The sequence below is a fragment of the Cytophagales bacterium genome, from assembly GCA_019456305.1.
Classification (GTDB): Bacteria; Bacteroidota; Bacteroidia; order Cytophagales; family VRUD01; genus VRUD01.
This window is the reverse complement of sequence record VRUD01000022.1, coordinates 1-25,464: the sequence shown is the minus strand read 5'-3', so window position 1 is coordinate 25,464 and position 25,464 is coordinate 1. Positions and strand designations below refer to the sequence as shown.

Here is a 25,464-nt window from a genome sequence, read left to right as displayed (position 1 = left end):
AATTTTTTTAAAAAAAGTAATATTTCTTACCTTTGTAAGCAAAGCAACTTTTTAATTTTATAATTATGAAAAAGCTATTACTACCAATCGCAGCCATATTAGCGGCTTACAGTGCAAACGCACAATGTACAGAACTGTTCTTTTCAGAGTACGTAGAAGGCAGCCATAATAACAAAGCGCTGGAGATATACAATCCAACGTCACAAACCATTTATCTTGGAAATTACAGGATAATCAGATGGTCAAATGGCAGCACAACTTCAGACCAGGACATCCGGTATGTTCAGTCTTTATCAGCAGCAGACAGTATTCCTTCTAATGGCACTTTTGTTGCAATTCTTGATAGACGGGACCCTTTAGGAACCGGGTTTGATACGATTCTTTTTGCCGAGCTGTTGAATTTTGGAAATACCTGCAATGCCGGTTTCTATTCCCCCTGTTATCTCTGCTCCAATGGTGGTGATAGAGTATTGCCTTTTAATGGTGATGATGCTATATCACTTGAAAAAGACACGGCAGTAAATAATTGGATCATGATTGACCTGTTCGGGTTGATTGGTGAAAGGCCCCAGACTGCTCTCGGAGGAACCGGTGCCGGTTGGACCAATGCGCCCAACTATTGGGACGGCATCGGTGCTTACTGGACAAAAGACCAGACATTAATCCGTAAATATAATATTGGGGCAGGAGTTACTACAAATCCGGGAATTCCATACGGCGTTCCGGGCGCTTTTAATCCTACTATAGAGTGGGATTCGCTTCCAAGAAACACCTTTGATAGTTTGGGTTTTCACAATTGCTTTTGTAGCTCATCTATTGTTTCCAGTTGTACAGTAACTTCAATAGATGAATTAACTAATAAAAATACATTTATAATCTATCCCAATCCCTCATCAAACAATCGAGTAACAATCACCTCCGGCAAAGTATTAAAATCTACTGAGGTTTACGATTTGCTGGGACAAAAAGTTTATCAATCAGGATTAATTGAGAACCAAAAACAGTTTGTGATAACTCTCAATGAAATAAACTCCGGGGTTTATTTTTTGAAGGTACATTTTAAGGATGGAACAATAATCACAAAAAAAATAGTAAAATAATATGAACATTAAAGAAATTACGATAAAGTATAAGGATGAATGGGTACTCGTAGAAGTCCTTCAGGAGGACAAGGGTTTCAATCCTGTAAAAGTGCGATTATTAGCTCATAACAAAAATAGGGATGATACTTCTTCTGCAATGATAAAATATGCAGAAAAATATACATATCATTTTTACACGGGGGAAATTCCTAAAAAAGGTTATGCCGTGGCTTACCGATGGTAAAAGTAAATTTCGCACCAGACACAAATGTAATTATTTTGGGAACAAAGAAGCAAAAAATATTAAAATAACATGAGCATTAAAGAAATTACAAAAAAGTATAGGGATGAATGGGTGTTGGTTGAAGTTACCAAGGTCAATGAATTGGAACAACCTATCGTGGGAAAAGTTATAGCCCATAGCAAGAACAGGGATGACACTTATGAAGCAATGAAACAAACTAAAGCTAAAGATATCGCTCACTTTTATACAGGTGAAATTCCTACAAAGGGCTATGCGGTTGCTTTTATATGGCAAAAATAAATTTTAATAATAAATCAGGAGTTATTATTGCTCATGTTTCACTACAAGTAGGCGACCAGAAAGTGAGACCCAAAATGGCTTTAGATACAGGGGCATCTTATGTAATGATACCATGGAATATTGCAGAATCTTTAGGATTAAAGCCGGAATTGTCTAAAGAAAAAATAGAAATGATTACTGCTTCTGGAATGGAAATAACACCTCTTGTAACTTTAGAATCAATTAGTGTCGCAGGAAATGAGGTTAAAAATGTAATAGCAATAGTGCACGACCTTCCTCCCAAAAGCCATGTAGATGGTTTGCTGGGGTTAAGTTTTTTGAAAAATTTTAACCTACATATCAATTTCAAAAAAGGATACTTCGAATTAATATAATAGCGTCACAATGCTTAAATATATACTCTTTATTTTTTTTTATATATTATTTTCTTTTTACTCCTTTGCTCAAAAAGGTGTAATCAAAGGAGTTGTTAAGGATAAAACTACAGGAGAGACTCTGATAGGAGCGACTGTATTGATTGGTGAAGGTGTTGGAACTGTCACTGACCTGGATGGTAAATTCTTTATTAAAGCAGATTACGGTGAATATACTTTAGACGTATCCTATGTCGGCTATCAAGCCATATCACGAAAAATTATACTTGATAAAAAATTACTGTATGTAAAAGATTTTAAACTTCAAACCATTATCCTTTCGGAAGTTGAGGTAGTGGCTGATTTTGCCATAGAGCGGGAAACTCCGGTTGCTTTTTCAAATATTTCCATTGCGAAAATTCAAGAAGAGCTTGCGTCACAAGATATTCCAATGATACTTAATTCTACTCCGGGGGTTTATGCTACACAACAGGGTGGGGGAGACGGGGATGCAAGGATCACCATAAGAGGTTTCAACCAGCGAAATGTAGCCGTAATGATTGACGGCATCCCGGTCAATGACATGGAAAACGGATGGGTCTATTGGTCTAACTGGTTTGGTTTGGATGCTGTTACCAGGGTCATCCAGGTGCAGCGCGGGCTTGGCGCTTCCAAAATTGCCATACCATCCGTTGGAGGAACATTAAATATACTTACAAAGGGTATTGACAACAAAAGAAATTTCAGTGTGAAACAGGAAGTGGGTAGTTTCGGTTTATCCAGAACATCATTTGCATTCAATTCAGGCAGATTGAACAATGGTTGGGGCTATACATTTGCCGGCTCTTATAAAAAAAGAGATGGTTGGGCTGAACATACCTTCTCAAAAGCCTGGTTTTATTTTGGAAAATTAGAAAAAATGGTTGGGAATCACCTAATCAGTCTAACAGCGATGGGAGCGCCTCAGAAACATGGACAGCGTTCATTTAAGCATCCAATTACCGTTTTCGATAAAAAGTTTGCTTCTAAGGTTATCCAGGATGTGTCTATTGATACACTGAGCTACGATAATCCGGGAAAGGATTTTGGGGTAACCTATAACCAGAACTGGGGATATCTTGAAAGATATACAATCGCACCAAACGGTGATACTATCCCTGCAAAAATGGAAGTTGTGAACGAAAAACTGAATTATTACCATAAACCACAATTTAGTCTAAAGGATTTTTGGAGTATAAATGATAAACTCTATCTTTCAAATATTTTGTATATGTCTGTTGGGAGAGGTGGTGGAACGGGTAATAAAGATATTCCCAGAGAATCTACTAATGGACGTTGGAATTACCAGGCAGCTTATGATGAAAATGTTTATGGACCTGCCAATGTGACCCCCAGCGGTGAACGAAGATCAACGGGTATCTTACGCAGCAGCATTAACAACCACACGTGGTATGGTTTTTTGTCTACATTAAATTATAAACTCAATGATGTCATTACCTTATCCGGTGGTACAGATTTTAGGTATTACAAAGGTGAACATTACCGTGTTGTTTACGACTTATTAGGGGGTGATGTATATCGCGATCCTACTAACCTAAATCAAAAGACTGTGTATAAAAGAAAAGATGATATCATAGATTATCACAATGATGGTTTAGTGAAATGGGGTGGATTGTTTGCTCAAGCAGAGTATAAAGCAGGATTAATAAGTGCATTTATTAATATCTCGGGAGCATATACCGGCTATAAACGTGTTGATTATTTCAAAAGAAAAGACCTTGTAATTGTTGGGCAGGTATTTGAACAGATTGTAGGAAATGAAGAAATGTTCTTTTATAACGGAACAAACTATATTCAGGCTTTCAGGGGAGCTAATTTCTATACATCATACGACACTACTTTTGTTGTTAATAATTTTAGTGGTAAACTTGACACCAGCTACATTCTTAACGCGCAGGGATACACAAATCACTCACCCGAAGCCAGATATGCTCAAACTGATTGGAAATGGATACCGGGTGTTACTGTAAAAGGCGGAGTTAATTACAACCTCAATGAAAATATGAACGTGTTTTTGAATCTTGGCTACATTTCCAAAGCGCAGCGATTTAATAATGTTATTGACTATAATAATAAATTCTTCAGGAACATTGAAAATGAATTGATCAAAGCAATAGAAATCGGCTATAGTTATAAACATTCAAACTATGCAGCAAATATCAATGGATATATTACTAAATGGAAAAATAAACCTGTTGATCGTGGGATCACGGTAATAATAGATGATGAAGCCTTCACAGCCAACGTAAATGGCATTGATGCCTTACACAAAGGTATTGAATTTGATTTTATTTATAATCTCTCAAAAAATCTTGATCTGGAGGGACTTCTATCAGTTGGTGACTGGAAATGGGATTCGGGAGATACGGTAAGAGTTTTTGATGACCAGGGGCAGGTTATCTATAAAGATTATTTTAATGCCAAAGGTATTCACGTAGGAGACGCGGCACAAATCCAATATGCAGCTACGCTCAGATATGAACCCGTTGCAGGTTTGTATATTAAAGGAAGATTTACTTATTTTGGAAATCATTATGCAGACTTCAATCCCTTATCGCTGGATGGCAGCAGTAATGCGACTGACGAAAATGGCAATCCGAAGGAATCCTGGAAGATTCCCTATTACTCCCTGGTTGATTTTCATGCAGGTTATCGCTTTCAATTCAATAAAGTTAGTATGAATTTAAGGTTTAGTGTTCTGAATGCACTTAATAATGTTTATATTTCTGATGCCCAAAATAACGACTCATATACTCAAAGCTATGACGACTTTGACGCCAAATCAGCAGCCGTATTTTTCGGACTTCCGAGGAGATATAATTTATCACTAAAAATTACAATCTGAACCTGCTTTGTTTTCTAAAAAATCGTATATTTGAAAAAAAAATAAGCAACTCAATATTATTTTTTAAATTTGTACAACTCAAAAAAAAATGACATGGCATTCGAAACAATAGATATACAGAATAATGAGGGATTTCAGGCAATACAAATCCCAAAGCAACTGGAAATTAAAGATAATAAGGTTTATCTAAAGAAAATTGGAAATACCTTGTATATAATACCCTACAACAAGCCTTGGCAAAGTATGATTGATAGTCTGAGTCTTTTTACTGAAGACTTTATGAATGATAGAGATCAGCCAGATGAACAAAACAGAGAAAACATTGACTAATGGAGTACTTACTTGATACAAATATCTGCATTTATATTATAAAGAAAAAACCTCTTTCTCTGTTTGAAAAATTTAAAAAGCTACCGCTTGGTAGTATACCTAAAAATCTAAATTGAAAAACCGGAATTACCTAGTGTTGATTTTTTCACCCAAAAAGTGATGGTTTAAAGTTTTAATTTTTTACTTTTATTGTACTAAATTAAGGAAGTATCATAATATTTACATCACTTTTCTTTCTTTTTAATTTAGATTTTTAGGTGAAATACCACATAAACCTGAAAGTTATCTGTTTTGGACTAATGGAAATTTACGCAGACACTTCAGTAATTGGCGGTTGCTTTGACGAAGAGTTTAAAAAATGGTCAAACGAACTTTTTGATGAATTCAAGAAAGGAACAAAACTGTTAATGCTTTCTGACTTGACTTTACAAGAATTGGAACTTGCAAGGCCAAAGGTAAGAAATAAAGTTAAGGAAATCCCCAAAACAAACATAATCAACATCAGCATTGTAGATGAAGCAATCCAACTTGCAGAAACATACATTGAAGAAGGTGCGTTAACCAATAAAAGTTACAATGATGCTTTGCACATTGCACTTGGAACAATATACAATACAGATGTGTTGGCGAGCTGGAATTTCAAACACATTGTAAATCTTGAACGTATACGACTTTACAATTCTATTAACCTGCGACTAGGTTACAGAATTATTGAAATAAGAACACCGAGAGAAATTCTAAAATCAAAAGACAATGAAAAAGAATAAAAAATTTGACGCAGTTCAAATGATGCGGGAAATTCGGGAAAAGTTAAGTGAAAAATATTGGAAACAACCCGACATTTTAAAAAAAGAAATGAAAGCAATCCGCAAGAAGTATAATATAAAACCGCAGACACTAGAAACTACTTGACCGACAGAAAAGCACTTTTGCAACATTGTATAAAAAATATAGGGTAACTAAACTAGTGCTTTCAGAACAGTTTGTGTTTATATTTCAGGTTACTGTTTGGTTGACAGATTAGTATTTCTAATGCCTTACGTTTTTTATACTTTACGTTATCAATAATTTATATTATGCCCCATTCCCCCAAAATAATAAACTTCATCAAAGAAAACAAAACCATCTTCTGGTCGGCAGACCCGAAAAGACTGCATGAAATAAGTCTCGGCTTATTAGTTGAGACTATCCTGAACTATGGCGATGAAAAAAGCGTGAAGAAACTTTTTGAGCTGGTTGGGATTGATAAAGCGGCTGAGATATTTTATGAACAAACATCACATAAACGCTTGAATTACCACAAACGAACGATCAATTTCTTTAATTTGTATTTCAAAAGACATGCACGAAGAGATCCTCACAAAAGAGCAGGTTGAACTATTACCTTTGATCAAATCTTTCTCAAACCAATTCTACCTGGTAGGCGGCACAGCAATAGCATTACAGATAGGCCACAGAAGATCGGTTGATTTTGACCTGTTCAGAGATAAAGAATTCAGAATTAGCAATGTAAAACAAAAGATCCATAAGAATAATTATACAATTGATGAAATAGTTTATTCAGAAGAAGGAGAATTTACGATCAAAGTTAATAAAGTTAAGATCACATTCTTTAATTTTCCTCACAAGATTGAAGCAAAAGTAAAATTTAATGACATTATCAATATGCCCAATATATTGGATCTCGCGGCTATGAAGGCATTTGTTCTTAGTTACAGAGCAAAATGGAGGGATTATGTTGATATATATTTTATTATAAAAGACCATTATAGTTTTTTTGAAATTTCTTCAAGAACGAAACAAATATTTAAAAACCTTTTTAATGAAAAACTATTTCGTGAACAATTAGGCTATTTCAAACACATTGACCGAAGCGAACCAATAGAATTTTTAAAAACCAAAGTAGCTGATAAGGAAATAGAAGCCTTTTTAGAAGAAGCTGCTACGCAACCATTTTAAACTAATTTATGATCATTCAGATAAATTTAGTATATTTGCATTTAATATCTCAACCAATTACACGAATTAATTAGTGAAATTCGTGTAATTAGTGTCTGTCTTTAAAGTCAGAGTATTTTCTATTTGCCCAATGTTGTTTTCTCGCAAAGACGCCAAGAACGCCAAGTTTTTCTTTGCGAGCTTTGCGACTTTGCGAGAAATAAGCACTTTATAGACAGACACTAATTAGTGGTTTCGATTCTTGTATCTTGAGTTAAGTGGATACTAAAACTAACCTAAATCACCACAACCATGAAAAAGATCACACAATTTATCGCCCTTACGTGCCTGCTGTTATATACAGCAAAGGCGCAAACCCCGCACAACAATTGGTTTGGGCGGAGATCAAGGCGACTGATAAGCGTCCTGACTTTATTACTTACAGTAAATTTATGTGCGGGGCAAACAGACATCGCTGATGCGAGAACTTTTGGATTAGGATCCACCGTTACGGTAACCGGTATAGTTACTAATGGGACAGAACTCGGAATTATCCGTTATTTGGAAGACGCCACCGCAGGTGTTGCCTGCTATCCGGGAGCGGGTTCTGTCCCTTTTACTCCAAATAGGGGAGACAGCATTACAGTTACGGGAACATTAAAAGATTATAACGGTTTATTGGAAATTGACCCCATTACCGCTCTTACTACAATCTCTACCGGCAACACACTGCCAACACCACAGTTAGTAACTCCCATTCAAGTAGGAGAGGCAACTGAAAGTGAATTAATACAGATCAACAACGTGGTCTTTAGTGCGGGATGTACAAATTTTGCCGGCAATAACCAATATTCATTTGTAAGTAATGGAGAACAGGGAGATATTTATGTAAGGACCGGTTCACCGTTTGTAGGCGCCTTGATCCCGGTTGGAGCAATTACAATGGTTGGCATATCATCACAATTCACCTTCACTACTGGCGGTTACCAGGTTCTTCCAAGAGATTTAAGCGACCTCGGATCTTCCTCCCCTGTCAATTTTAGCTCTTGCGTAACACAAACAAATATTACCTCTACAGGATTTGATTTGAATTGGAATACTAACATTGCCGGTAGTACAAATATTCGTTATGGATTAACCTATGCATTAGAACTGGGAGATATTAACCCTGGTGGGAATACCACAGCACATATTTTACCTTTAACCGGTTTGAGCCCTGCAACATTCTATTATGTTCAGGCATATACAGTAGCAGCACCGGATACTGGATTTTCAGGTATTAACCTCTATTCAACTGCATCCAATTCAAGCGGTGAAATTAAAGTTTACTTCAATAAATCTGTTGATAATACCGCTTCACCGGTTACAGATGCGTTTGGATCAATTAATTTTCCTGATACGATCATTGCCTACATAGATAAAGCCCAAAGTACGCTTGATATTTGCATGTATAATAACAATAATCTCAATATCGTCAGCGCAATAAATGATGCTTATCTTAACAGGGGCGTAACAGTGCGTTACGTTACTGATTTAACTACATTTAACCTTGCTTTAAGCAGCTTAGATGCGGGTATTCAGGTACTGAAAGGGAATACCGCTGGCATTATGCACCATAAGTTTGTGGTCATTGACGCCAATGATGTTAACAATTCATGGGTATTAGGCGGGTCTGTTAACTGGACGCCTAACAACCTTTTTGACGACTATAACAATTTGATCGTCATACAGGATCAAGCCCTGGCAAAAGCATATACACTGGAGTTTGAAGAGATGTGGGGCGATACATCAGCTACCCCAAATTCGGGAAATGCTAAGTTCGGGCCTGACAAAACTAATAATACACCTCATGAATTCATTATTGGCGGAAGACTGGTAGAATTATATTTTTCACCAAGTGACAATACCACCAGCAATATTCTAAATGCAATTTCATCATCAAACAACGATTTGGAGTTTGCCTTGTTATCATTTACAAGAAATGACCTGGGTACGGCAGTTTTAAATGCTCATAATGGGGGTGTGAATGTAAAAGGCATCATGGAAAATCAAAACGACCTGGGTTCTGAGTATACTTATCTCACGACCAATGGCGTAAATCTACTGTCTCATATGTCAGTCCCCTTTATGCTGCATCACAAATACGCTGTAATTGACGCTACCAATTCAGCTTCAGACCCTACTCTTATCACCGGCTCGCATAACTGGTCAACTTCAGCAGAAACAAAAAATGATGAGAACACACTTTTTATTCATGATGAGGTCGTTGCCAACATGTACCTGGAGGAATTTATGGCACGGTATTGTGAGCTTACTGCCTGCCTGGTTTCATCTGCCATAGCAGACTCGGTGGATGCTGCCTGTTTTGGCAGTTGTGACGGCTGGGCTGCTGTTTCCGCAGCCAACGGTACACAACCTTTTACTTATTTATGGAACGATTCGGCTAACCAAACGAATGATACGGCAACCGGACTTTGTGCAGGCACCTATACCGTGAAAGTAACCGATGCAGCCGGAGATTCTGTTTTTGCAACCGTTACTATTGGCCAACCCACTGCTATTGTAAATACTTTGGATTCAACGACTGAAGTAAGCTGCAATGGCGGGACAGATGGCGCTGCATACATCACAGTTTCCGGAGGGACACCACCTTATAGTTACAACTGGTCTCCGGGGAGTGCAATAACCCAGGACATCAGCGGAATATCAGCAGGAATTTATACAGTAATTGTAACTGATTCTACCGGATGCACTGATACCATAGCTGTAAATGTCAATGAACCGGCAGCTTTGGCATTGACAATGAGTACAGCGCAGGATACCTGTGATATGGGTGTCGGAATGGCTGGCGTTTCAGCGGCAGGTGGTACATCCCCATACACTTATTTATGGACTCCCGGAGGAGACACTACCAATAGTATATCCAACCTGATCGTAGGAAACTATTCTGTTATGGTTACTGATTCAATTGGTTGTACTACCTATGATACTATTGCTGTAAACAATTTTACAACCGGTTTGTCAATAACAACAATAATTATTACAAATGAAACAACTTGCGGGAGTGGTGACGGCTCTGCAGATGCAATTATTACAGCCGGACAGGCGCCTTTTACCTGGCAGTGGGATGATCCATTGCTGCAGACTGACTCAATAGCAGATAGCTTGGGGTCCGGTGTTTACACTGTTGTCGTTACTGATGCTTACGGATGTGTTGATTCAGGCAACGCTGTTGTCAATAGTGCAGGAGGCGCTGTTTTAAGCATAACAGACACTGCAATGGTCTCTTGTTTCGGTGACAGCAATGGATCAGCTACTGTGACTCCTTCAGGCGCAACACCTCCCTATTCTTATTTATGGAACACATTCCCTGTTCAAACTGATTCTATTGTAACCGGATTGGCTGTGGGTAGTTATACAGTTAGCGTTACAGATTCCGGTGGTGTATGTATATCTTTCATCACGGTAGATATAACACAACCCAATTCAATTACGCTCAATTCAAGCGCTGCAAATGTGTCTTGTTTTAATGATACTAACGGTTCGGTAAGTGTAACTGCCGGTGGTGGTACTCCCGGTTACACTTATTTATGGAATACTACGCCTCCTCAAATAACTCCTACAGCCACCGGCTTATCTGCCGGAACTTATACAGTACTTGTCACAGATACTAACTTTTGTGTGGATTCTGCAAGTGTGGTTGTAACTCAGCCCTCTGAACTTTTACTCTCAAATACCGTTACAAATGTTTCATGCAAAAACGGCAACGATGGTGATGCAACTGTCTCTGCAACAGGCAGTACCCCGCCTTATACCTATTCCTGGAATACAACACCAGCGCAAACCGATTCAACAGCAACAGGATTGTCTGCAGGAACTTATACGGTTACAGTGATTGATACCAATGGTTGCAGTGATTCAATTGTTAATATTGCAATTACAGAACCTGCTTTACCGCTTACCCTTTCAATGGCTTCCACCAATGTCTTGTGTAATGGTGGTAATGATGGCGCTGCGACTGTCTCTACAACTGGCGGTACGTTCCCTTATACCTGGTCGTGGAATACAACGCCTGTGCAAACTGATTCAACGGCAACAGGATTGTTTGCAGGAACTTATACGGCTACAGTGACTGACGCCAATGGTTGTGTTGATTCAATTACTAATATAACGATCACAGAACCTGTTTCCCCCCTTAATGTTGATACTGTATTTGTAACGCCTGCAAGCGGCCCTGCAGTGAGCGATGGCGTTGCTATTGCCGTTGTTGCCGGAGGTACCGGAGCTTATTCATTTTCATGGAATGATCCCTTAGCGCAAACCTCCGCAAAGGCAGATAGTCTTCCTATTGGTAATTATACTGTAACCGTTACAGATGCTAATGGTTGCACCGCTTCTTTAACAGTGAACATACCCTGGACTACGGGAATATCCGCAAATGATATGGGAATACCATTCAGTATTTACCCAAATCCTAATAACAGTCAATTTATTATTCAATTTTCTACAAACGTCTCTACAAATGGAAATTACCTGCTTGAAGTCAGAAATATTATCGGTAAGCTCATCTATACACAAGAGTTTAATAATATGTCAGGTAATTTTCAAAAGCAAGTTGACTTTTCCAATCACGACAAGGGAGTGTATTTTATAAATGTAAGCAGCTCTTTTGGTACAAGGACGGAGAAGATAATTGTTTACTAATTGGATTAACTTTACTAAACCTTCGAGGTTTAGTAAAGTTATCGACCTTTTGAAATATCCCTGGAATGAGTTTTTACGCTAACTTTACCTTTTTGCTTAACGATGCCATCGCTCAAAGCGATGGCATCGTTTGCCAACAAGGCCACAGGCATTTTCTGACTGATGCGGTTGAATGGTGAGAGATTCATTTTTTATTTTTTTGTTTTGTCCTTACCTTTTTTCAATTGCAATGCAGATTTTGCATTTAATGCTGTAACTACTTTTTTACTTGTTCGTGCTTCCAATTCCCGCCTTGCTACTTTGGCTACATTGCCACCTTGTTTTGCCACTTTCTTGCTTTGTTCAAAAGTTTCGGGGTTAACCGCTTGCGAAATATCTTTGGTAGATGCTTCGGCAAGCATATTCAAAATCAATTCGGTGTTGGTCATATTATCCCTCAGGTTTTCTTTTTTCAAACCTTTCAATACTTTGTATTCTTTGGTGGTTTTATCAGCCCATACTTGGGTAATAATATCGGTAAGGGTTGCAAATTGAACGCCTTCTTTTAATCCTCTTTTTTTCCACTCATCTGTCAGTTCTTTTCGTATCTCAATACTTTTCAGCCGTTGGTTAATCCAATTTTCTGAATAGCCCAATTGCAGATATTGTTCTAAAGCCCTGTCAATAGTCAGTTCAGGGTCTTGCATTTCGTCTAATCTTTCTGCGGCTATCTGTGCCAGCCAAAGTTTAAATGGTTCGGCTTTGGGAGATGGGATAGATTGTATGAGGCGAAAAAGTTGTTTGGTATCAGCAACATCGGTCAGGTAAAATTTGCCATCATCCGACCGCATTTTCAGTTGTCCCAAATTATGGGACAACTCACTTCCCTCTGCTTTAAGTTTTGTTTTTAAAGCGTTCCAGTATTTCCTTGGTCTTGGGCTGCCAGTGAGTATTGCAATTACATCAATAATTGACAAATACCATTTCTCCTGTTCTCCATCCCAGAGAGTTCTTACTTTTTTGTCTTCAAATATTTTTACAGCATCTCGTTTCATCAATATAAATTTATTTGTTAGAAATAATGAACCAGTTTATTAAATCAAAATTTTCACTCCTGAATTTATCTTCCAACTTCTTTTGTTCGGGTGTAATTTTTTGCGGTGTTGTATCGCCAGTAAACAAATTCTGAATCTGATTTACTGCAACTGGAATTGCCTGTGCTTTTACCCAACTGCCATTACCTATACCCAATGTTGTACCCAGTTTTTCAATTTCAAGCCCATATAGTCAGTCCTTTGTCTGCTAAATCTTTTGAGCGTTTATTTATAGCTTCTATGTCCCACTTACCTGTCCTCGTTTTTATATCTCTTGTCAAGCCGCTGACATCCGTGTAACTATTTTTTTTCTTTTCAAATGGGTCTTGTCCAAGTGAACTGTTTGCAGGTCCACTGATTAAACAAAGATTCCCAATAGAGTTTTTATACCTTTCTAAATTTATGTCCGTGGCTTCTTGGTCTAAATATTCTATCCATTCGTCATCAAGTGTCTGTGGCATTATATGCTCAATGGTATTTATTGTTGAATAATCTGGAAGTTGTCCGTGTGATTGTAGAGTTTTGTCAATTTCTCGAAGTATTAAGCGTGTGAATTCTAACTCTCTTTGATTGTAAAGTGCTCTGTTAATAAAAGCATCTTCAAAATCTTGGTCTGAAATATGAAGGTCTGCTTTTATAACTTGGTCTTTAAACGCTTTTGCTTTGTCTCGTTCATTGATAATTTTTGCCAAAAGTGTTGGAAAGAAAACATCATATTTTGTAACTGATACACCGCATATTTTTCTCCTTACAAGTAGGACAAGTAAGGATTTTAAAATTGTCTCTGTATCGTTTTCGGAAATTTTCCTTTTTCTGTTTGCTATCAATAAAGAAAGAGTAAAAGGGATGGATGAATCCATCCCTGTCTGCTTAATCTTAATAAGTAATTCTCTTATTTGTTGGTTTTGATGAGGGTATTCTTGCGGATTATAAATATGATTAAATGTATCAACATTTACAGCGATTTCCTCTATAGTGCTGTATGCTGTTTCTTCATTTATGTTTTTATTGGTGTTTTTGAAATGTGAGTATAGTTTTCTTCCTATTCCAATTTTTTTGGGCTTATCTATGGAAAATAAATTTCTTATGTAAAATTCAAACTCTTTCTCTCCACCCAATTTCTTAATACTCGTTAGCCATTTTTCATTATGAATCACTTCGTGTTGTCTTGTTATTTCGTTAATCAATGGTTTAAATAAGTAACTGCACAGCAGTTCTACTGCGGATAAAACCATTCCTTTATCATTAAGTCCTTCAAAAATTGCTTGTGGATTATCCTTTTTTTCATCAAGGGGTATCCAAACAATTTTTAAACTCTTTAACACTGCTTGAGAGATAGCATAGAGCGTTCCTACACTTTCATTTTTAAATTTTTTGTAGGTATACTCCCAAAATCTTTCTATCTGATTATCTCTTGGAATATACAATTGCTGGTCAATAGGTAATGATACACTTATCGGGTTATTCCCAAATATTTTAAGATAGGTTGGTAGACGGTCTCCTTTATTGCTGAATACTTTTAATTTTCTGTAATCGTCCCCCTTTGTATCAATACTGTTTTTGAGAAATTTTTCAAGAATTTCAATGTAATTCCTTGTATGTTCAGTTAAGTTGGGCTGCGATTTCAGAATTTTAGAAATAACACCCAAAAGCAAATACACAGTTGTTATTCGTTGTTGTCCGTCTATGATAGTAAAACATTGAAAGGATGGTTCTGATGTTCTTTTTTCAAGGACAACAATAGCACCAAAATAGTGTTCGTGTTCAAGCAGATGTTCTCCTAATACTTTTGTCGTTATTTTTTGGTCTCCATTTACCTCTTTAATCCTATCAATAACATCAATAATAATTTGATCCCAAATGTCCTCAAAAAGTTGTTTCCACTGTGCCCTTTCCCAGGAATAAGCTCTCTGAAAGAACGGAACTTCATATCTGATATTTCCTTGAAACAGGTCTTCAAATGTCCTGTTTTGAATACTATCGTCTATTGGCATAATTGTATGGTTTTAATGGTTTGTATTAAATGATTATCTGTTCATTTGGCACAGTCCCCTCGTAAAATTGGGCACAACATTTGAGTAAACGAACTTTCCTTTATTCCCCTATTCCCCTATTCCTTGATTTTCTGTTTACAAACTGCCTGCTATTTGGTGCGGGCTACTCAACATAAATGTTGAGCTACATGTTGAGCTACATTAATTACTGCCCACTGTTCAACTGCTTAATAGCCTCCTCCACATTAGTCACCGGCAGCTTACAGGTTTTATCATAGCAGACATAAATAGTAGTTTTACCATCAACGGTTGTTCTGTTTTCAAAAAGAGGCAGGTTGCTTTTTGATTTGGCGCCCATGAGCAGCATATTGGGGAAATAGTGATCGTCAAATTTCTTTCTGAAATCTATATAATCTTTCCCTATTATAACGATTTCAGCAGTGGGAGATAATTGGTAGGTATAAAGACACGCCCAGTTTGATAAAAAACGAGGCTGGGTTGTGATTAGTTTTTTCATCTTAGCCAACATTTTTTGAGATACCTCACTATACCGTTTATTATCATAGAGCAACCCCAGGAAATAAAGGTTGATGGCCATTTGTGAATTTGAGGCAGGAATTACATTGTCAAAAAGCTCCTTTTTCCGGGCAATAAGCTTTTCTGAATTGTCTGCGGTAAAAAAGAAAAATCCTTCTTTTTCATCATAAAAATGCGCTATTACATAGTCAGCAAGATCTTTAGCTTCTTTTAGCCAGGTTTCATCAAAAGTGGCCTGGTAGAGTGCAATATAGGCGTCAATTACAAAAGCATAATCCTCAAGGTAGCCGTCTATGGTAGCTTTTCCATTTTTGTAGCTGTGGAATAATTTATTTCCCTTGCTCATTTTGTTTTTCAGGAATTCAGCATTTTTCAGGGCAATTGTAAGGAATTTTTCGTCATCAAAGCTCCTGTATGCATCAATGTACCCTTTGAGCATCAGTCCATTCCAGGAGGTGAGTATCTTGTCATCCAGCCCGGGCGGGATACGTTTAATCCTTTGATTTAAAAGTGTCTTTTTCCAGTCGGAAACTTTTTTCTGAAGTTCAGCCAGTTTTATGTCGTGCTTTTTGGCAAAAACAGTGTCAGCCTCTTTGATGAACAATATATTCTTATCATGTTCCCAGTTACCTTTTGGGTCAACATTGTAGTATTCTATAAAAAGTGTTGCGTCCTGTTTTAACAGCTCCTCTATTTCACTTTGAGACCATACATAATATTTCCCTTCTTCACCTTCGCTGTCAGCGTCAAGAGCGGAATAAAACCCGCCTTCTTTATCAAGCATTTCCCTTTCAATAAATTCCAGCGTTTCATATATCACATTTTTATAAAGATCGGTTTTGGTAATATTATAAACTTCGGCATATAAGCTGACTAACTGGGCATTATCATAAAGCATTTTTTCAAAATGAGGTGCAAACCATACCTCATCGGTCGAGTATCTTGCAAATCCACCGCCTACCTGGTCATAGATGCCACCAAGCGCCATTTTATCTAATGTGAATTTGACATGTTCCAATACAGGTTGAAGCTTTATTATCTGGTAATATCTTAATAAAAACAGGTAAATGTTTGGCATGGGGAATTTGGGAGCGCCTTTAAATCCGCCATTTTTTTTATCATAACCTTTTTCAAAAATGGAATAAAAAGATATTAACTCTTCTTTTGCATAATCACTATCTGAATAAATTAAGTTATATTTCTCTATATCGCTTGAATTAAGCGCCTCTGTTATTTGCTTTGCTGAGGAAACTAATTTATCCCTGTTCTTGTCATACATTTGAGCAATGTTGAGCAACACTTTAGACCAATTTTGAGGAGGGAAATAAGTGCCTCCATAAAAAGGTAACGCGTCTGAGGTGAGGAATACATTAAGCGGCCAGCCTCCACGTTGACCCATCGAATGAACCGCATCCATATATATTTGATCCACATCAGGCCTTTCTTCCCTGTCAACCTTGATGCATACAAAATGCTCATTCATGATTTGCGCGATCTCTTCATTTTCAAACGACTCCCGCTCCATCACGTGGCACCAATGGCATGCAGAATACCCAATACTGACGATGATGGGCTTATCTTCCTGTTTTGCTTTATTGAGCGCTTCTTTGCCCCACGGGTACCAGTTTACGGGATTATATGCGTGTTGAAGCAGGTAGGGGCTGGTTTGATCAATTAATTTGTTGGGTTTACGATCCTGGTGCATATTGTCCTGTTTTTCATTTTGGTTTTGTGAATTACAATTTGTGAAAAAGGTGAGAATGAATACTAAAACGTAGATAGGTGATTTCATGAGTTACGTATAATGCTAATATACTATTCGTATTGTTTAATCCGCTATTACTTTGAATTTCACCTCATGCTGCACCTCTTTGTGTATGTCTAAAACGGCAGTGTAAACACCTAATTCTTTTATTTTTGCCTCAAAGATGATCTTTTTTCTGTCTATATTAAATCCCCGGGCTTTAAGTGCGTCTGATATTTGTAAAGTAGTAATTGCGCCAAAAATCTTTCCGCTTTCACTAACCTTGGCAGGAATTTCCAGAATAATTTCGCCAATACCTTTCGCCAAAGCATCAGCTTCATCTTTGATCTTTTCAGCAATATGTGCGGCTTGTTTTATATTCTCGGCACGTACTTTTTTATTTGATTCATGTGCAATAATTGCCAGACCATTTGGAATCAAATAATTCCTGCCATAGCCACCCTTAACCTTTACAAGATCGTTTTTGTAGCCAAGACTTTTTATATCTTCTTTTAGTATTACTTCCATAATAAAACCAAAACTAAAAACTAATTAACTATGACCAACCAACCACCCAACCAATGACAAAATTAGTAACTAAATTCTTAAATCTTGACACTTTTTGGCAAAATATTTTTATACATTCTGAAACAAGTCCACAGTCGGCAGTCCACAGTCGCCAATGTTGCTGACTGCCGACTGATGACTGTTGATTAATAACTTGTTTGGTTCTGGCTACGCCAGCTTAGGTATTTATTATTTAAGCTCATCAGCCAGATAAGGCAGCAGTGAAAGATGCCTGGCTCTTTTAATAGCAACAGCCAGCTTTCTTTGGTATTTGACGCTTGTACCAGTCAACCTTCTGGGAAGAATTTTTCCCTGTTCATTAATAAATCTTAAAAGGAATCCCGGGTCTTTATAATCAATATACCTGATACGATACTTCTTAAAACGGCAATACTTTTTCCTTTTTTCATTTTGATGAATGGGTTCGTTCATTAAAGCCATAGTAATTATTTCCTTTTTTTATAGTTTAATTAGAATTTATAGTTTCGGGTTTTTTAACGGTTTCTTTTACCTCTTTCGTGGGTACCGGGGTTTTTTTCCCCTCCGGCTTTACCTGTCCCGTTTCCTTCGGGGTTTTGTCAGGTTCTTTATTTGCAGCGGCTTCTTTTTGAGATTTTAACAATCCTTTTTTTCTTTTTTCGTTGAATTCCAATGCGTATTTATCGAGTGAAACAGTCTGGAATCTCAATATTTTATCATCCCGCCTGAATTCAATAGCCAGGGTAGATACGATTTTAGAAGGCGCTTTATACTGAAAAAGCTGATAAAAGCCGGTTGATTTATGTTGTATCGGATAAGCAAGCTTTTTCATCCCCCAGTTTTCTTCATGAATAATGTCAGCGCCATTGTCTTTGATAGTTTTTTTGTATTTACCAATGGCGTCTTTCAACTGATTTTCAGATAGAACAGGGGATAAAATAAATACGGTTTCGTAGTCTTTTAAATCCACAGTTAATTAAGTTGGTTTTTTGTAGAGACTTGTCTCTATAAAATAATGAAATTTCAAATAAAAAATAACAGCCCGCAAGTTACATCTTTTTTGTTGTAATATATACATTACTGTATATTAAATTTTTGATCGTTCCAAAAATACAAAAAATTTCCAAAAATCAAAGGTAAAAATAAATTTGATGAAAATGATCAGCTCAGCCCGCCACAAGCAGATAACGGGACGCGCATATGTTTCGTTGCGGTTCAAGAACTACGTCTCCGTCTCCGAAACCTAACGATTATTGATAGTGCTAAGGTATGAATATTCTCGTCAACCGCAATGAAATATATGCGCTGTTATGGGCAGGTGAACTTTTTTCTTTCCACCGAGTATTAATTTGTTCCGGCTCGTCTATTTTAATTTGTTTAAATATTGTTATTTTAATATCCGTATTTGATTCCATTTTCCACTTATCCAATCTTCTCTTATGATGTATTTATAATGTTCCAAAGATTCTATACTTCTGTTGACAGTTCCTGATAATGAATAAAATTCTCCATTTGATTTTCGGCATTCAGTTGTAATAAATTTTTCAAGTCGTTCTCTTGATACTGTTTTCTTGTCCTTGATGTAATGATAAAGTTTATATATTAGGGTGTTTTGGTTATTGAGGCGTTTGATACACGTTTCAAATGACCATGCTTTCTTTTTCTGACTTGAAGATTCTGTTTTTAATAAAAAAGTTGTGTCTTCTTCTTTGTCAATTTCTGTCGAGACATCAAATAATTTGTTAATTCCTTTTAATTTTCGTGAAACATATTCTTTAATTTCTGAATGTTCAAATTCACAATCCGTTTTATGCATTTCTTTTTGCATAATTTCAATTATTGTATTTTCTATTGCTAATGGGTTATTTATGATACTTTCCCAAATGTCATCTTTTACTTCTAATTTCCTTGTGAGCTCTTTTAGGTCGTCAAAGTTTTGATAAGATATAGTGTTTAATTTTGCTATTATATCTTCTTTTTTGTAATCTTCTAAATCTATTTTCCAGATTATTCTTTCATGTATAGTTTTTCCCTTTTCAAATGATTTTAAAAGTATCCACCTAATACCATCGGTTAATATTCCGTATTCAATTCCCTGATTTGTACAATATCTTGCTAATTGTCCAATGTGTTCAATTAAATTTGGAGTAAGTTTTTTTGCTTCAATATATGTTACAACTTGTCCATCTTTTAATAATGTATAGTCAGGTTCGTCATTCTCTCCCGTCCGATAATTAGGAATTACAAAATCAGGGTCGGATGTGTCCCACCCTAACTGTTTTAGTATCGGGTTTATAAGATGGTCTCTAACAGCAAATTCCGCTTTTCCTTTTTCGTAAAGGTCTCTGTTTTTCTGTACTTTATTGATTGTCTTTTTTATTAATTCGTCCATGATTATAATTTTTAAGTTTTCTTATTTTTTTAGTATTTGTACCAACGCTTTGCAAGCAAATAGTGTACGGGTTTGCCTTATACGTCTTTTTCCTTCTACACAAAGACAATAAAATTCTACAAACTTTTTCAAATTTGTTTAGTGTCAAAATTAGATAAACTTTTTCAAATAAAAAACCCAAATTCTTTATTGTACCCAAAAAGTTCACTTGCCGATAACAGGGTATATGGTCCCGTATTTGGGACAATATATAATAAAACAGCTACTTCTACAGGGCAAATGACGAGTGACGAATGACTATGACTATGACGAATGACCTAAAGACTAATGACACGGGTAGCTATAGGGGTAGGGGAGGGCAAATAACCAATGACTATGGACTTATTACTAATATTCCTTGCTAATTGCCAACTGCCAACTGCCAATTGCCAACTTTTTATTTAAACGCCTGGATCCCTGTAATTTCATTCCCCAAAATAAGCGTATGGATCTCATGGGTTCCCTCGTAAGTGATCACCGTTTCTAAGTTCATTATATGCCTCATGATAGGGAATTCTCCCGTAATGCCCATACCCCCGAGTATTTGCCTTGCTTCTCTTGCAATATTTAACGCTATCTCTACATTGTTACGCTTAGCCATAGAAACCTGTACGGAGGTTGCTTTACCCTCATTTTTTAAAACACCTAATCGCCATGCTAACAATTGGGCTTTGGTGATCTCAGTAAGCATGTCAGCAAGCTTTTTTTGTATGAGTTGAAAAGACGCAATAGGCCGGTCAAATTGAATTCTTTCCAGCGAATATCTCCTGGCCGTATCATAGCAATCCATAGCTGCTCCAACTACTCCCCAGGCAATGCCGTATCTTGCCGAGTCAAGACATTTGAGTGGGGCGGCCAAACCATCAGCATTGGGCAATAAATTTTCCTTTGGCACCTTTACATTGTCAAACACCAGTTCACCCGTAGAGCTTGCCCTTAATGACCATTTGTTATGTGTCACAGGTGCAGAATAGCCTTCTATTCCTTTCTCAACGATCAGCCCTTTGATCCTTCCTTCTTCATTTTTAGCCCATACAATGGCAATATCAGCATAAGGCGAATTAGATATCCACATTTTTGCTCCGTTCAGTAAATAGTGATCTCCCTTGTCTTTGAAATTGGTAACCATCCCTGCAGGGTCAGAACCATGATCAGGCTCTGTCAATCCGAAACAACCGAACAGATCCCCGGATGCAAGTTTAGGCAGATACTTCTTTTTCTGTTCTTCATCACCAAAAGTAAAAATAGGGAACATTACAAGAGAACCCTGCACAGAGGCAGTAGAGCGCATACCCGAATCCCCCCGTTCTAATTCCTGCATGATCAATCCATAGGAGATATGATCTAATCCTCCGCCTCCATATTTAGCCGGTATCGTGGGGCCAAAAGCCCCGATCTTGCCAAATTTCTTTACAATTTGTACGGGAAACTCCGCTTTCTGGCAACAATCTTCTATGATCGGAGAGATCTCTTTATTTACAAACTCCCTGATAGCGCTTCTGATGAGCTTCTGCTCTTCGGTTAGCAGGTCGTCTAATTGATAAAAGTCCGGGGCTTTGAATTTATCTATTGGCATAGTATTCTTTATTTACAATTCTCAGGTTTTCTTGAGATATTTATCTTTTAGAAGTTAAAAACTTAGTTCATTTTTTGTTAATTTTCAGATTAATCCCCAAATTTACGTAAATTAACATAACTTCGTAAATTGATTTAAAAAAACCTTGCCACAAAGACGCGAAGACACAAAGTTTTTTTAAAAAAATCTATGTAATCTGTGGTTAAAATTATCTTTGTGATTCATATGTGCCTTGGTACTTAGTGGCAAAAGAAAAATGAAAAATAGAAATAAATCTAAATCCGACAACAAAAATAAAGAGCTGCTAAAAAAATTAGCTCAAAAATATGAGGTAATGGGGCAGGATATGACCTCCTACCTGGACGGTCTGCTTTATTCCAATTTTCTGAAATACTGGGAATATATTCATCTTGATACTTTGCTAACCCTGCAAAATCCTCAGACGGATTTTCCTGATGAAATAGTTTTTATCATATATCACCAGATCACCGAACTATACTTTAAGCTCATACTTCATGAAATTGATCAAATCGCACATAACAAAAAAAATGTTAAATCCTCCGGACAGGATGAGGGTTGGGGCAATAAACTGCCTGTTGATTTTTTCATTGAAAGAGTCAACCGTATCAATAAATATTTTGAAAACTTAACACGGTCATTTGAAATTATGATCAACGGAATGGAAAAAGATCAATTTTTAAAATTCAGAATGGCATTATTACCTGCGAGCGGTTTTCAGTCAGCTCAATACAGAATGATCGAGATTTGTTCAACAGACCTTATCAGGTTGGTTGATCCAAAAGTCAGGGAAAAATTTGAAACAAGATCAGCTATTTCTATTGAAGAATTGTTCATCCACAGATATTGGAAGAAGGGCTCCTCCGAGCTGGCCAGTGGTAAGAAAACCTTAACCTTGTTGAATTTCGAAAAAAAATATTCCAACCGGCTTATAAAGCTGGCAAAAGAATATAAAAATATAAATTTATGGGCTAAGTATAAAACTTTACCTAAGAAGGACCAAAAGAACAAAGATTTAATTAAAGCATTGCGTCAATTAGATATGAATGCAAATATCAATTGGTCTTTGGTTCATTATAAATCTGCTGTCAGGTATTTGGACCAAAAACCAGATGTCATCGCAGCTACTGGCGGAACAAACTGGCAAAAATACCTGCCGCCCCGTTTTCAAAAAATTGTTTTTTTTCCAGACTTGTGGACAGAGGAAGAGCTGAAAAGCTGGGGAAAGATGACAATTAGCAGTAGCAGTCTTTAGCAGGCAGTAAGCAGAGTCGGTAAGAATCCATGAAACCATGCAGCCAAGTAACCATCAAACCATAGCAACCTATGCATTTCTATTGCTTTCTATATTAATTCTCTTATCTATTTGTTCATATAGTTATTCTCAATCAGTAAAAATTGAAATCTGGTATGATGATGAAAAAAAATTAAGAAAAGAAGAATACCATGTCTTAAACCACCTATCAAACATCCTGTTAGACGGGCTTTACACTTCATATCACCAAAATCAGAATATAAAATCTAAAGGAAACTATAGCAATGGCTTTGCTATAGATTTATGGAAATATTACTATGAAAGCGGAAGATTAAAGATGCAGGGAGAAATTTTGAAAGATAAAAACCAAGGGGTTTGGAAATACTATTATGAAAATGGCAAGTTGTCAATGCAAGGTACCTTTGACAATGGTATCCGTGAACGTGAATGGAAATTTTATTATGAAAATGGAGATTTGAAGAAAAACGGCAATTTCTTGAATGGTAAAAAGCATGGCCATTGGGATTATTATTATGAAGATGGAACCCTGATGGCTCAGGCATTATTTGTAGAAGGGAAGGGAATATATAAAGAGTATTATTTGTCAGGTCAAATTAAGATGGAAGGGCTGATAGTAAATGGTAAAAGCGATAGCTTATGGAAATACTATTATGAAAATGGCCCGATCCGTGCAGAAGGAGTCGAAAAAGAAGGGTTAAAGCATGGATACTGGAAATTCTATCACTCAAATGGTGCATTGGCAAGTGAAGGCAACTATTCGGAAGGAATAAAAAAGGGAGCGTGGAAATATTATTATGATAACGGAAATTTAAGCGCTGAAGGAAATCATAGAAACGAGCAAAAAGATGGTGACTGGAAATTGTTTTATAATAACGGAGGGTTTAAAGCCAGCGGTACTTTTAGAGAGGGGACTGGTCAATATAACGAATATTATGAGAGTGGAAAGTTGAAAATAGAAGGATTTGTAAAAAACGGGGAAAACGACAGCATCTGGAAATATTATTATGAAACTGGCGCTTTGGAAGGTAAATGTTTATATAAAGAAAGTAAGGGGCCTTATACCGGTTTCTATCAGAATGGTAATATTAAAATGGAGGGTTTCCTGCAAAATGGAAAAAGAGTTGGATTATGGAAATTATACCTTGATGAGGGTGGCCTTGCAGGATATTATAAAACATATTACTACAAAGAAAAAAGACGTGGCATTGCGAGCCAGGAGAAGAATTTGGGGGATGGAGCGAAGCAATCTCCTGATAAAGGAGACAGTGCTACAAATGAAGGGATTGCTTCGCCTCCCACCTATAACCCATCACCGGCTCGCAATAAACATAAATGGATGAATTATTTTGTTGCCAGGTCCAATGAATACAGCACCGTAATTCTAAGTACCAATCCGTTTGCCCCTGCTGTCTCTGTTATTGATAAATTCCGGCTTGCATCTACGCTTACAGGCCATATCCCGTTTTCGTTTGAATATTATATTCAGGGGCGTTTGGGGTATGAAATTAAATTCACACTCTACCGGAACCCTTTTCTGAGAAACTTGAAAAATTTATCAGAAAATGAGATATACAAAAAAGGAATTTCTATTGATCTGAAGCAGAAGTTTTACAATAAACCCCGGCACACTTTTATGAGATACTCCGCCTGGGAATTTAGATTTACATCCATTGATCTTAATTTCAATATTATGGATTCTACCAATTCAGAAATACCGCCTCCATTAACAGCAACTATTAACGAAAGCCGTTATGAACTCTCTTTAATATTTGGAGAACGATTTATGAAAGATTATACAAAACCAGGTTTTACGATGGATGTATTTTTAGGAATAGGGCTCGGCTATAGTATCTTCAACAAAAACTATACGGATGACCAATATTATGATGAATTGTTTGAAAACTTTGTTGGTGAAAATAGTATTACCATTCCTATCCGTGCAGGGTTTATGGCAGGATACGCTTTTTGAATTACGAATGACGAAGTACAAATGACGAATGTATGGGCTGAAGTGCCAATTACGATTGAAGAATTATGGTTAAAGATTTATGATTATAAAATAAGCCATCATCGGATGACTGGCTGGGATGAGGTTTGGCGTCATCCGATGAATGGGTAGGTAGTTTCTCCAGCTTATTCATCGGACGACCCCTCCTATCATAATCATCCAGTCATCCGATGATAGCCAATTTACTTTTTATTTAAACTAAATGTTTATCTAAATTAGTATAAATAGCTGATTTTTAGTATATTATAATCTAATTATGACAGAATGTCATATCCATGATTTACGGTTAACTTTTTAAACTTTTCAACTATTGAGTCCACTCCAAAAAGTCAAAAAATAAAAATTTAACCGCAAAGACACAAAGACGCAAAGTTGTAATTGTTTGATTATCAACTACATTTTTTT

The 25,464-nt window shown here is 36.8% G+C and carries 21 protein-coding genes; 12 read left to right on the top strand and 9 right to left on the bottom strand.

What is annotated here, in order from left to right; all coding sequences use genetic code 11:
- Positions 1–65 precede the first annotated feature (65 nt).
- The 10 genes from FVQ77_06520 to FVQ77_06475 all read left to right on the top strand — a co-directional run bounded on the left by FVQ77_06520 (position 66) and on the right by FVQ77_06475 (position 11,856).
- Entirely contained in the window at positions 66–1,100 is a 1,035-nt protein-coding gene (locus tag FVQ77_06520; protein MBW8049981.1) for a T9SS type A sorting domain-containing protein, read from the top strand.
- 1 nt (position 1,101) lies between these two features.
- Positions 1,102–1,326, top strand: coding sequence for a hypothetical protein (locus FVQ77_06515; GenBank protein ID MBW8049980.1), 225 nt, complete (start codon positions 1,102–1,104; stop codon positions 1,324–1,326).
- 69 nt (positions 1,327–1,395) lie between these two features.
- Entirely contained in the window at positions 1,396–1,626 is a 231-nt protein-coding gene (locus tag FVQ77_06510; GenBank protein ID MBW8049979.1) for a hypothetical protein, read from the top strand.
- Positions 1,614–2,000, top strand: a complete 387-nt coding sequence (locus FVQ77_06505) for a TIGR02281 family clan AA aspartic protease (GenBank protein MBW8049978.1) — start codon at positions 1,614–1,616, stop codon at positions 1,998–2,000. Before FVQ77_06510 ends, FVQ77_06505 begins: the two co-directional genes overlap by 13 nt.
- A 10-nt stretch (positions 2,001–2,010) precedes the next feature.
- Positions 2,011–4,884, top strand: coding sequence for a TonB-dependent receptor (locus FVQ77_06500; GenBank protein MBW8049977.1), 2,874 nt, complete (start codon positions 2,011–2,013; stop codon positions 4,882–4,884).
- Between the two features lie 93 nt (positions 4,885–4,977).
- Positions 4,978–5,214: an AbrB/MazE/SpoVT family DNA-binding domain-containing protein gene (locus FVQ77_06495; GenBank protein ID MBW8049976.1), complete on the top strand. Its 237-nt coding sequence runs from the start codon at positions 4,978–4,980 to the stop codon at positions 5,212–5,214.
- A 299-nt stretch (positions 5,215–5,513) separates the two neighbouring features.
- Positions 5,514–5,981 carry a type II toxin-antitoxin system VapC family toxin gene (locus tag FVQ77_06490; GenBank protein MBW8049975.1) on the top strand — a complete coding sequence of 156 codons (468 nt, stop codon included), beginning with the start codon at positions 5,514–5,516 and terminating at the stop codon, positions 5,979–5,981.
- Between the two features lie 309 nt (positions 5,982–6,290).
- Positions 6,291–6,590 carry a hypothetical protein gene (locus FVQ77_06485; GenBank protein ID MBW8049974.1) on the top strand — a complete coding sequence of 100 codons (300 nt, stop codon included), beginning with the start codon at positions 6,291–6,293 and terminating at the stop codon, positions 6,588–6,590.
- The gene (locus FVQ77_06480) at positions 6,556–7,173 is read left to right on the top strand and encodes a nucleotidyl transferase AbiEii/AbiGii toxin family protein (protein MBW8049973.1); all 618 of its coding nucleotides are present in this window, start codon (positions 6,556–6,558) and stop codon (positions 7,171–7,173) included. The genes FVQ77_06485 and FVQ77_06480 overlap by 35 nt, the downstream gene beginning before the upstream one ends.
- Before the next feature lie 291 nt (positions 7,174–7,464).
- Complete coding sequence (locus FVQ77_06475) at positions 7,465–11,856, top strand: T9SS type A sorting domain-containing protein (GenBank protein ID MBW8049972.1); 4,392 nt, start codon at positions 7,465–7,467, stop codon at positions 11,854–11,856.
- Between the two features lie 191 nt (positions 11,857–12,047).
- On the opposite strand, the gene FVQ77_06470 is transcribed toward FVQ77_06475, so the two are convergent.
- The 9 genes from FVQ77_06470 to FVQ77_06430 form a co-directional block, all read right to left on the bottom strand.
- Positions 12,048–12,890 (bottom strand): hypothetical protein, encoded by an 843-nt coding sequence (locus tag FVQ77_06470; GenBank protein ID MBW8049971.1) that lies wholly within the window; start codon positions 12,888–12,890, stop codon positions 12,048–12,050.
- A gap of 10 nt (positions 12,891–12,900) precedes the next feature.
- A complete protein-coding gene (locus tag FVQ77_06465; protein MBW8049970.1) occupies positions 12,901–13,086 on the bottom strand; it encodes a hypothetical protein in 186 nt (61 codons plus the stop codon).
- A 22-nt stretch (positions 13,087–13,108) separates the two neighbouring features.
- Entirely contained in the window at positions 13,109–14,923 is a 1,815-nt protein-coding gene (locus tag FVQ77_06460) for a DUF262 domain-containing protein (GenBank protein MBW8049969.1), read from the bottom strand.
- Between the two features lie 205 nt (positions 14,924–15,128).
- Positions 15,129–17,165, bottom strand: coding sequence for a thioredoxin domain-containing protein (locus tag FVQ77_06455; protein ID MBW8049968.1), 2,037 nt, complete (start codon positions 17,163–17,165; stop codon positions 15,129–15,131).
- A gap of 123 nt (positions 17,166–17,288) precedes the next feature.
- Positions 17,289–17,732 (bottom strand): 50S ribosomal protein L9, encoded by a 444-nt coding sequence (locus FVQ77_06450; protein ID MBW8049967.1) that lies wholly within the window; start codon positions 17,730–17,732, stop codon positions 17,289–17,291.
- A 228-nt stretch (positions 17,733–17,960) separates the two neighbouring features.
- Positions 17,961–18,212 carry a 30S ribosomal protein S18 gene (gene rpsR / locus FVQ77_06445; protein ID MBW8049966.1) on the bottom strand — a complete coding sequence of 84 codons (252 nt, stop codon included), beginning with the start codon at positions 18,210–18,212 and terminating at the stop codon, positions 17,961–17,963.
- A gap of 25 nt (positions 18,213–18,237) precedes the next feature.
- Positions 18,238–18,720 carry a 30S ribosomal protein S6 gene (locus tag FVQ77_06440; GenBank protein ID MBW8049965.1) on the bottom strand — a complete coding sequence of 161 codons (483 nt, stop codon included), beginning with the start codon at positions 18,718–18,720 and terminating at the stop codon, positions 18,238–18,240.
- Positions 18,721–19,137: 417 nt separating this feature from the next.
- Positions 19,138–20,142, bottom strand: coding sequence for a hypothetical protein (locus tag FVQ77_06435; GenBank protein ID MBW8049964.1), 1,005 nt, complete (start codon positions 20,140–20,142; stop codon positions 19,138–19,140).
- Positions 20,143–20,578: 436 nt separating this feature from the next.
- A complete protein-coding gene (locus FVQ77_06430; protein MBW8049963.1) occupies positions 20,579–21,757 on the bottom strand; it encodes an acyl-CoA dehydrogenase in 1,179 nt (392 codons plus the stop codon).
- A gap of 256 nt (positions 21,758–22,013) precedes the next feature.
- On the opposite strand from FVQ77_06430, the gene FVQ77_06425 reads away from it, so the two are divergent.
- Both FVQ77_06425 and FVQ77_06420 read left to right on the top strand, forming a co-directional pair.
- Positions 22,014–23,030, top strand: a complete 1,017-nt coding sequence (locus FVQ77_06425; protein ID MBW8049962.1) for a tryptophan 2,3-dioxygenase — start codon at positions 22,014–22,016, stop codon at positions 23,028–23,030.
- A 37-nt stretch (positions 23,031–23,067) separates the two neighbouring features.
- Complete coding sequence (locus tag FVQ77_06420) at positions 23,068–25,020, top strand: hypothetical protein (GenBank protein MBW8049961.1); 1,953 nt, start codon at positions 23,068–23,070, stop codon at positions 25,018–25,020.
- Positions 25,021–25,464 lie beyond the last annotated feature (444 nt).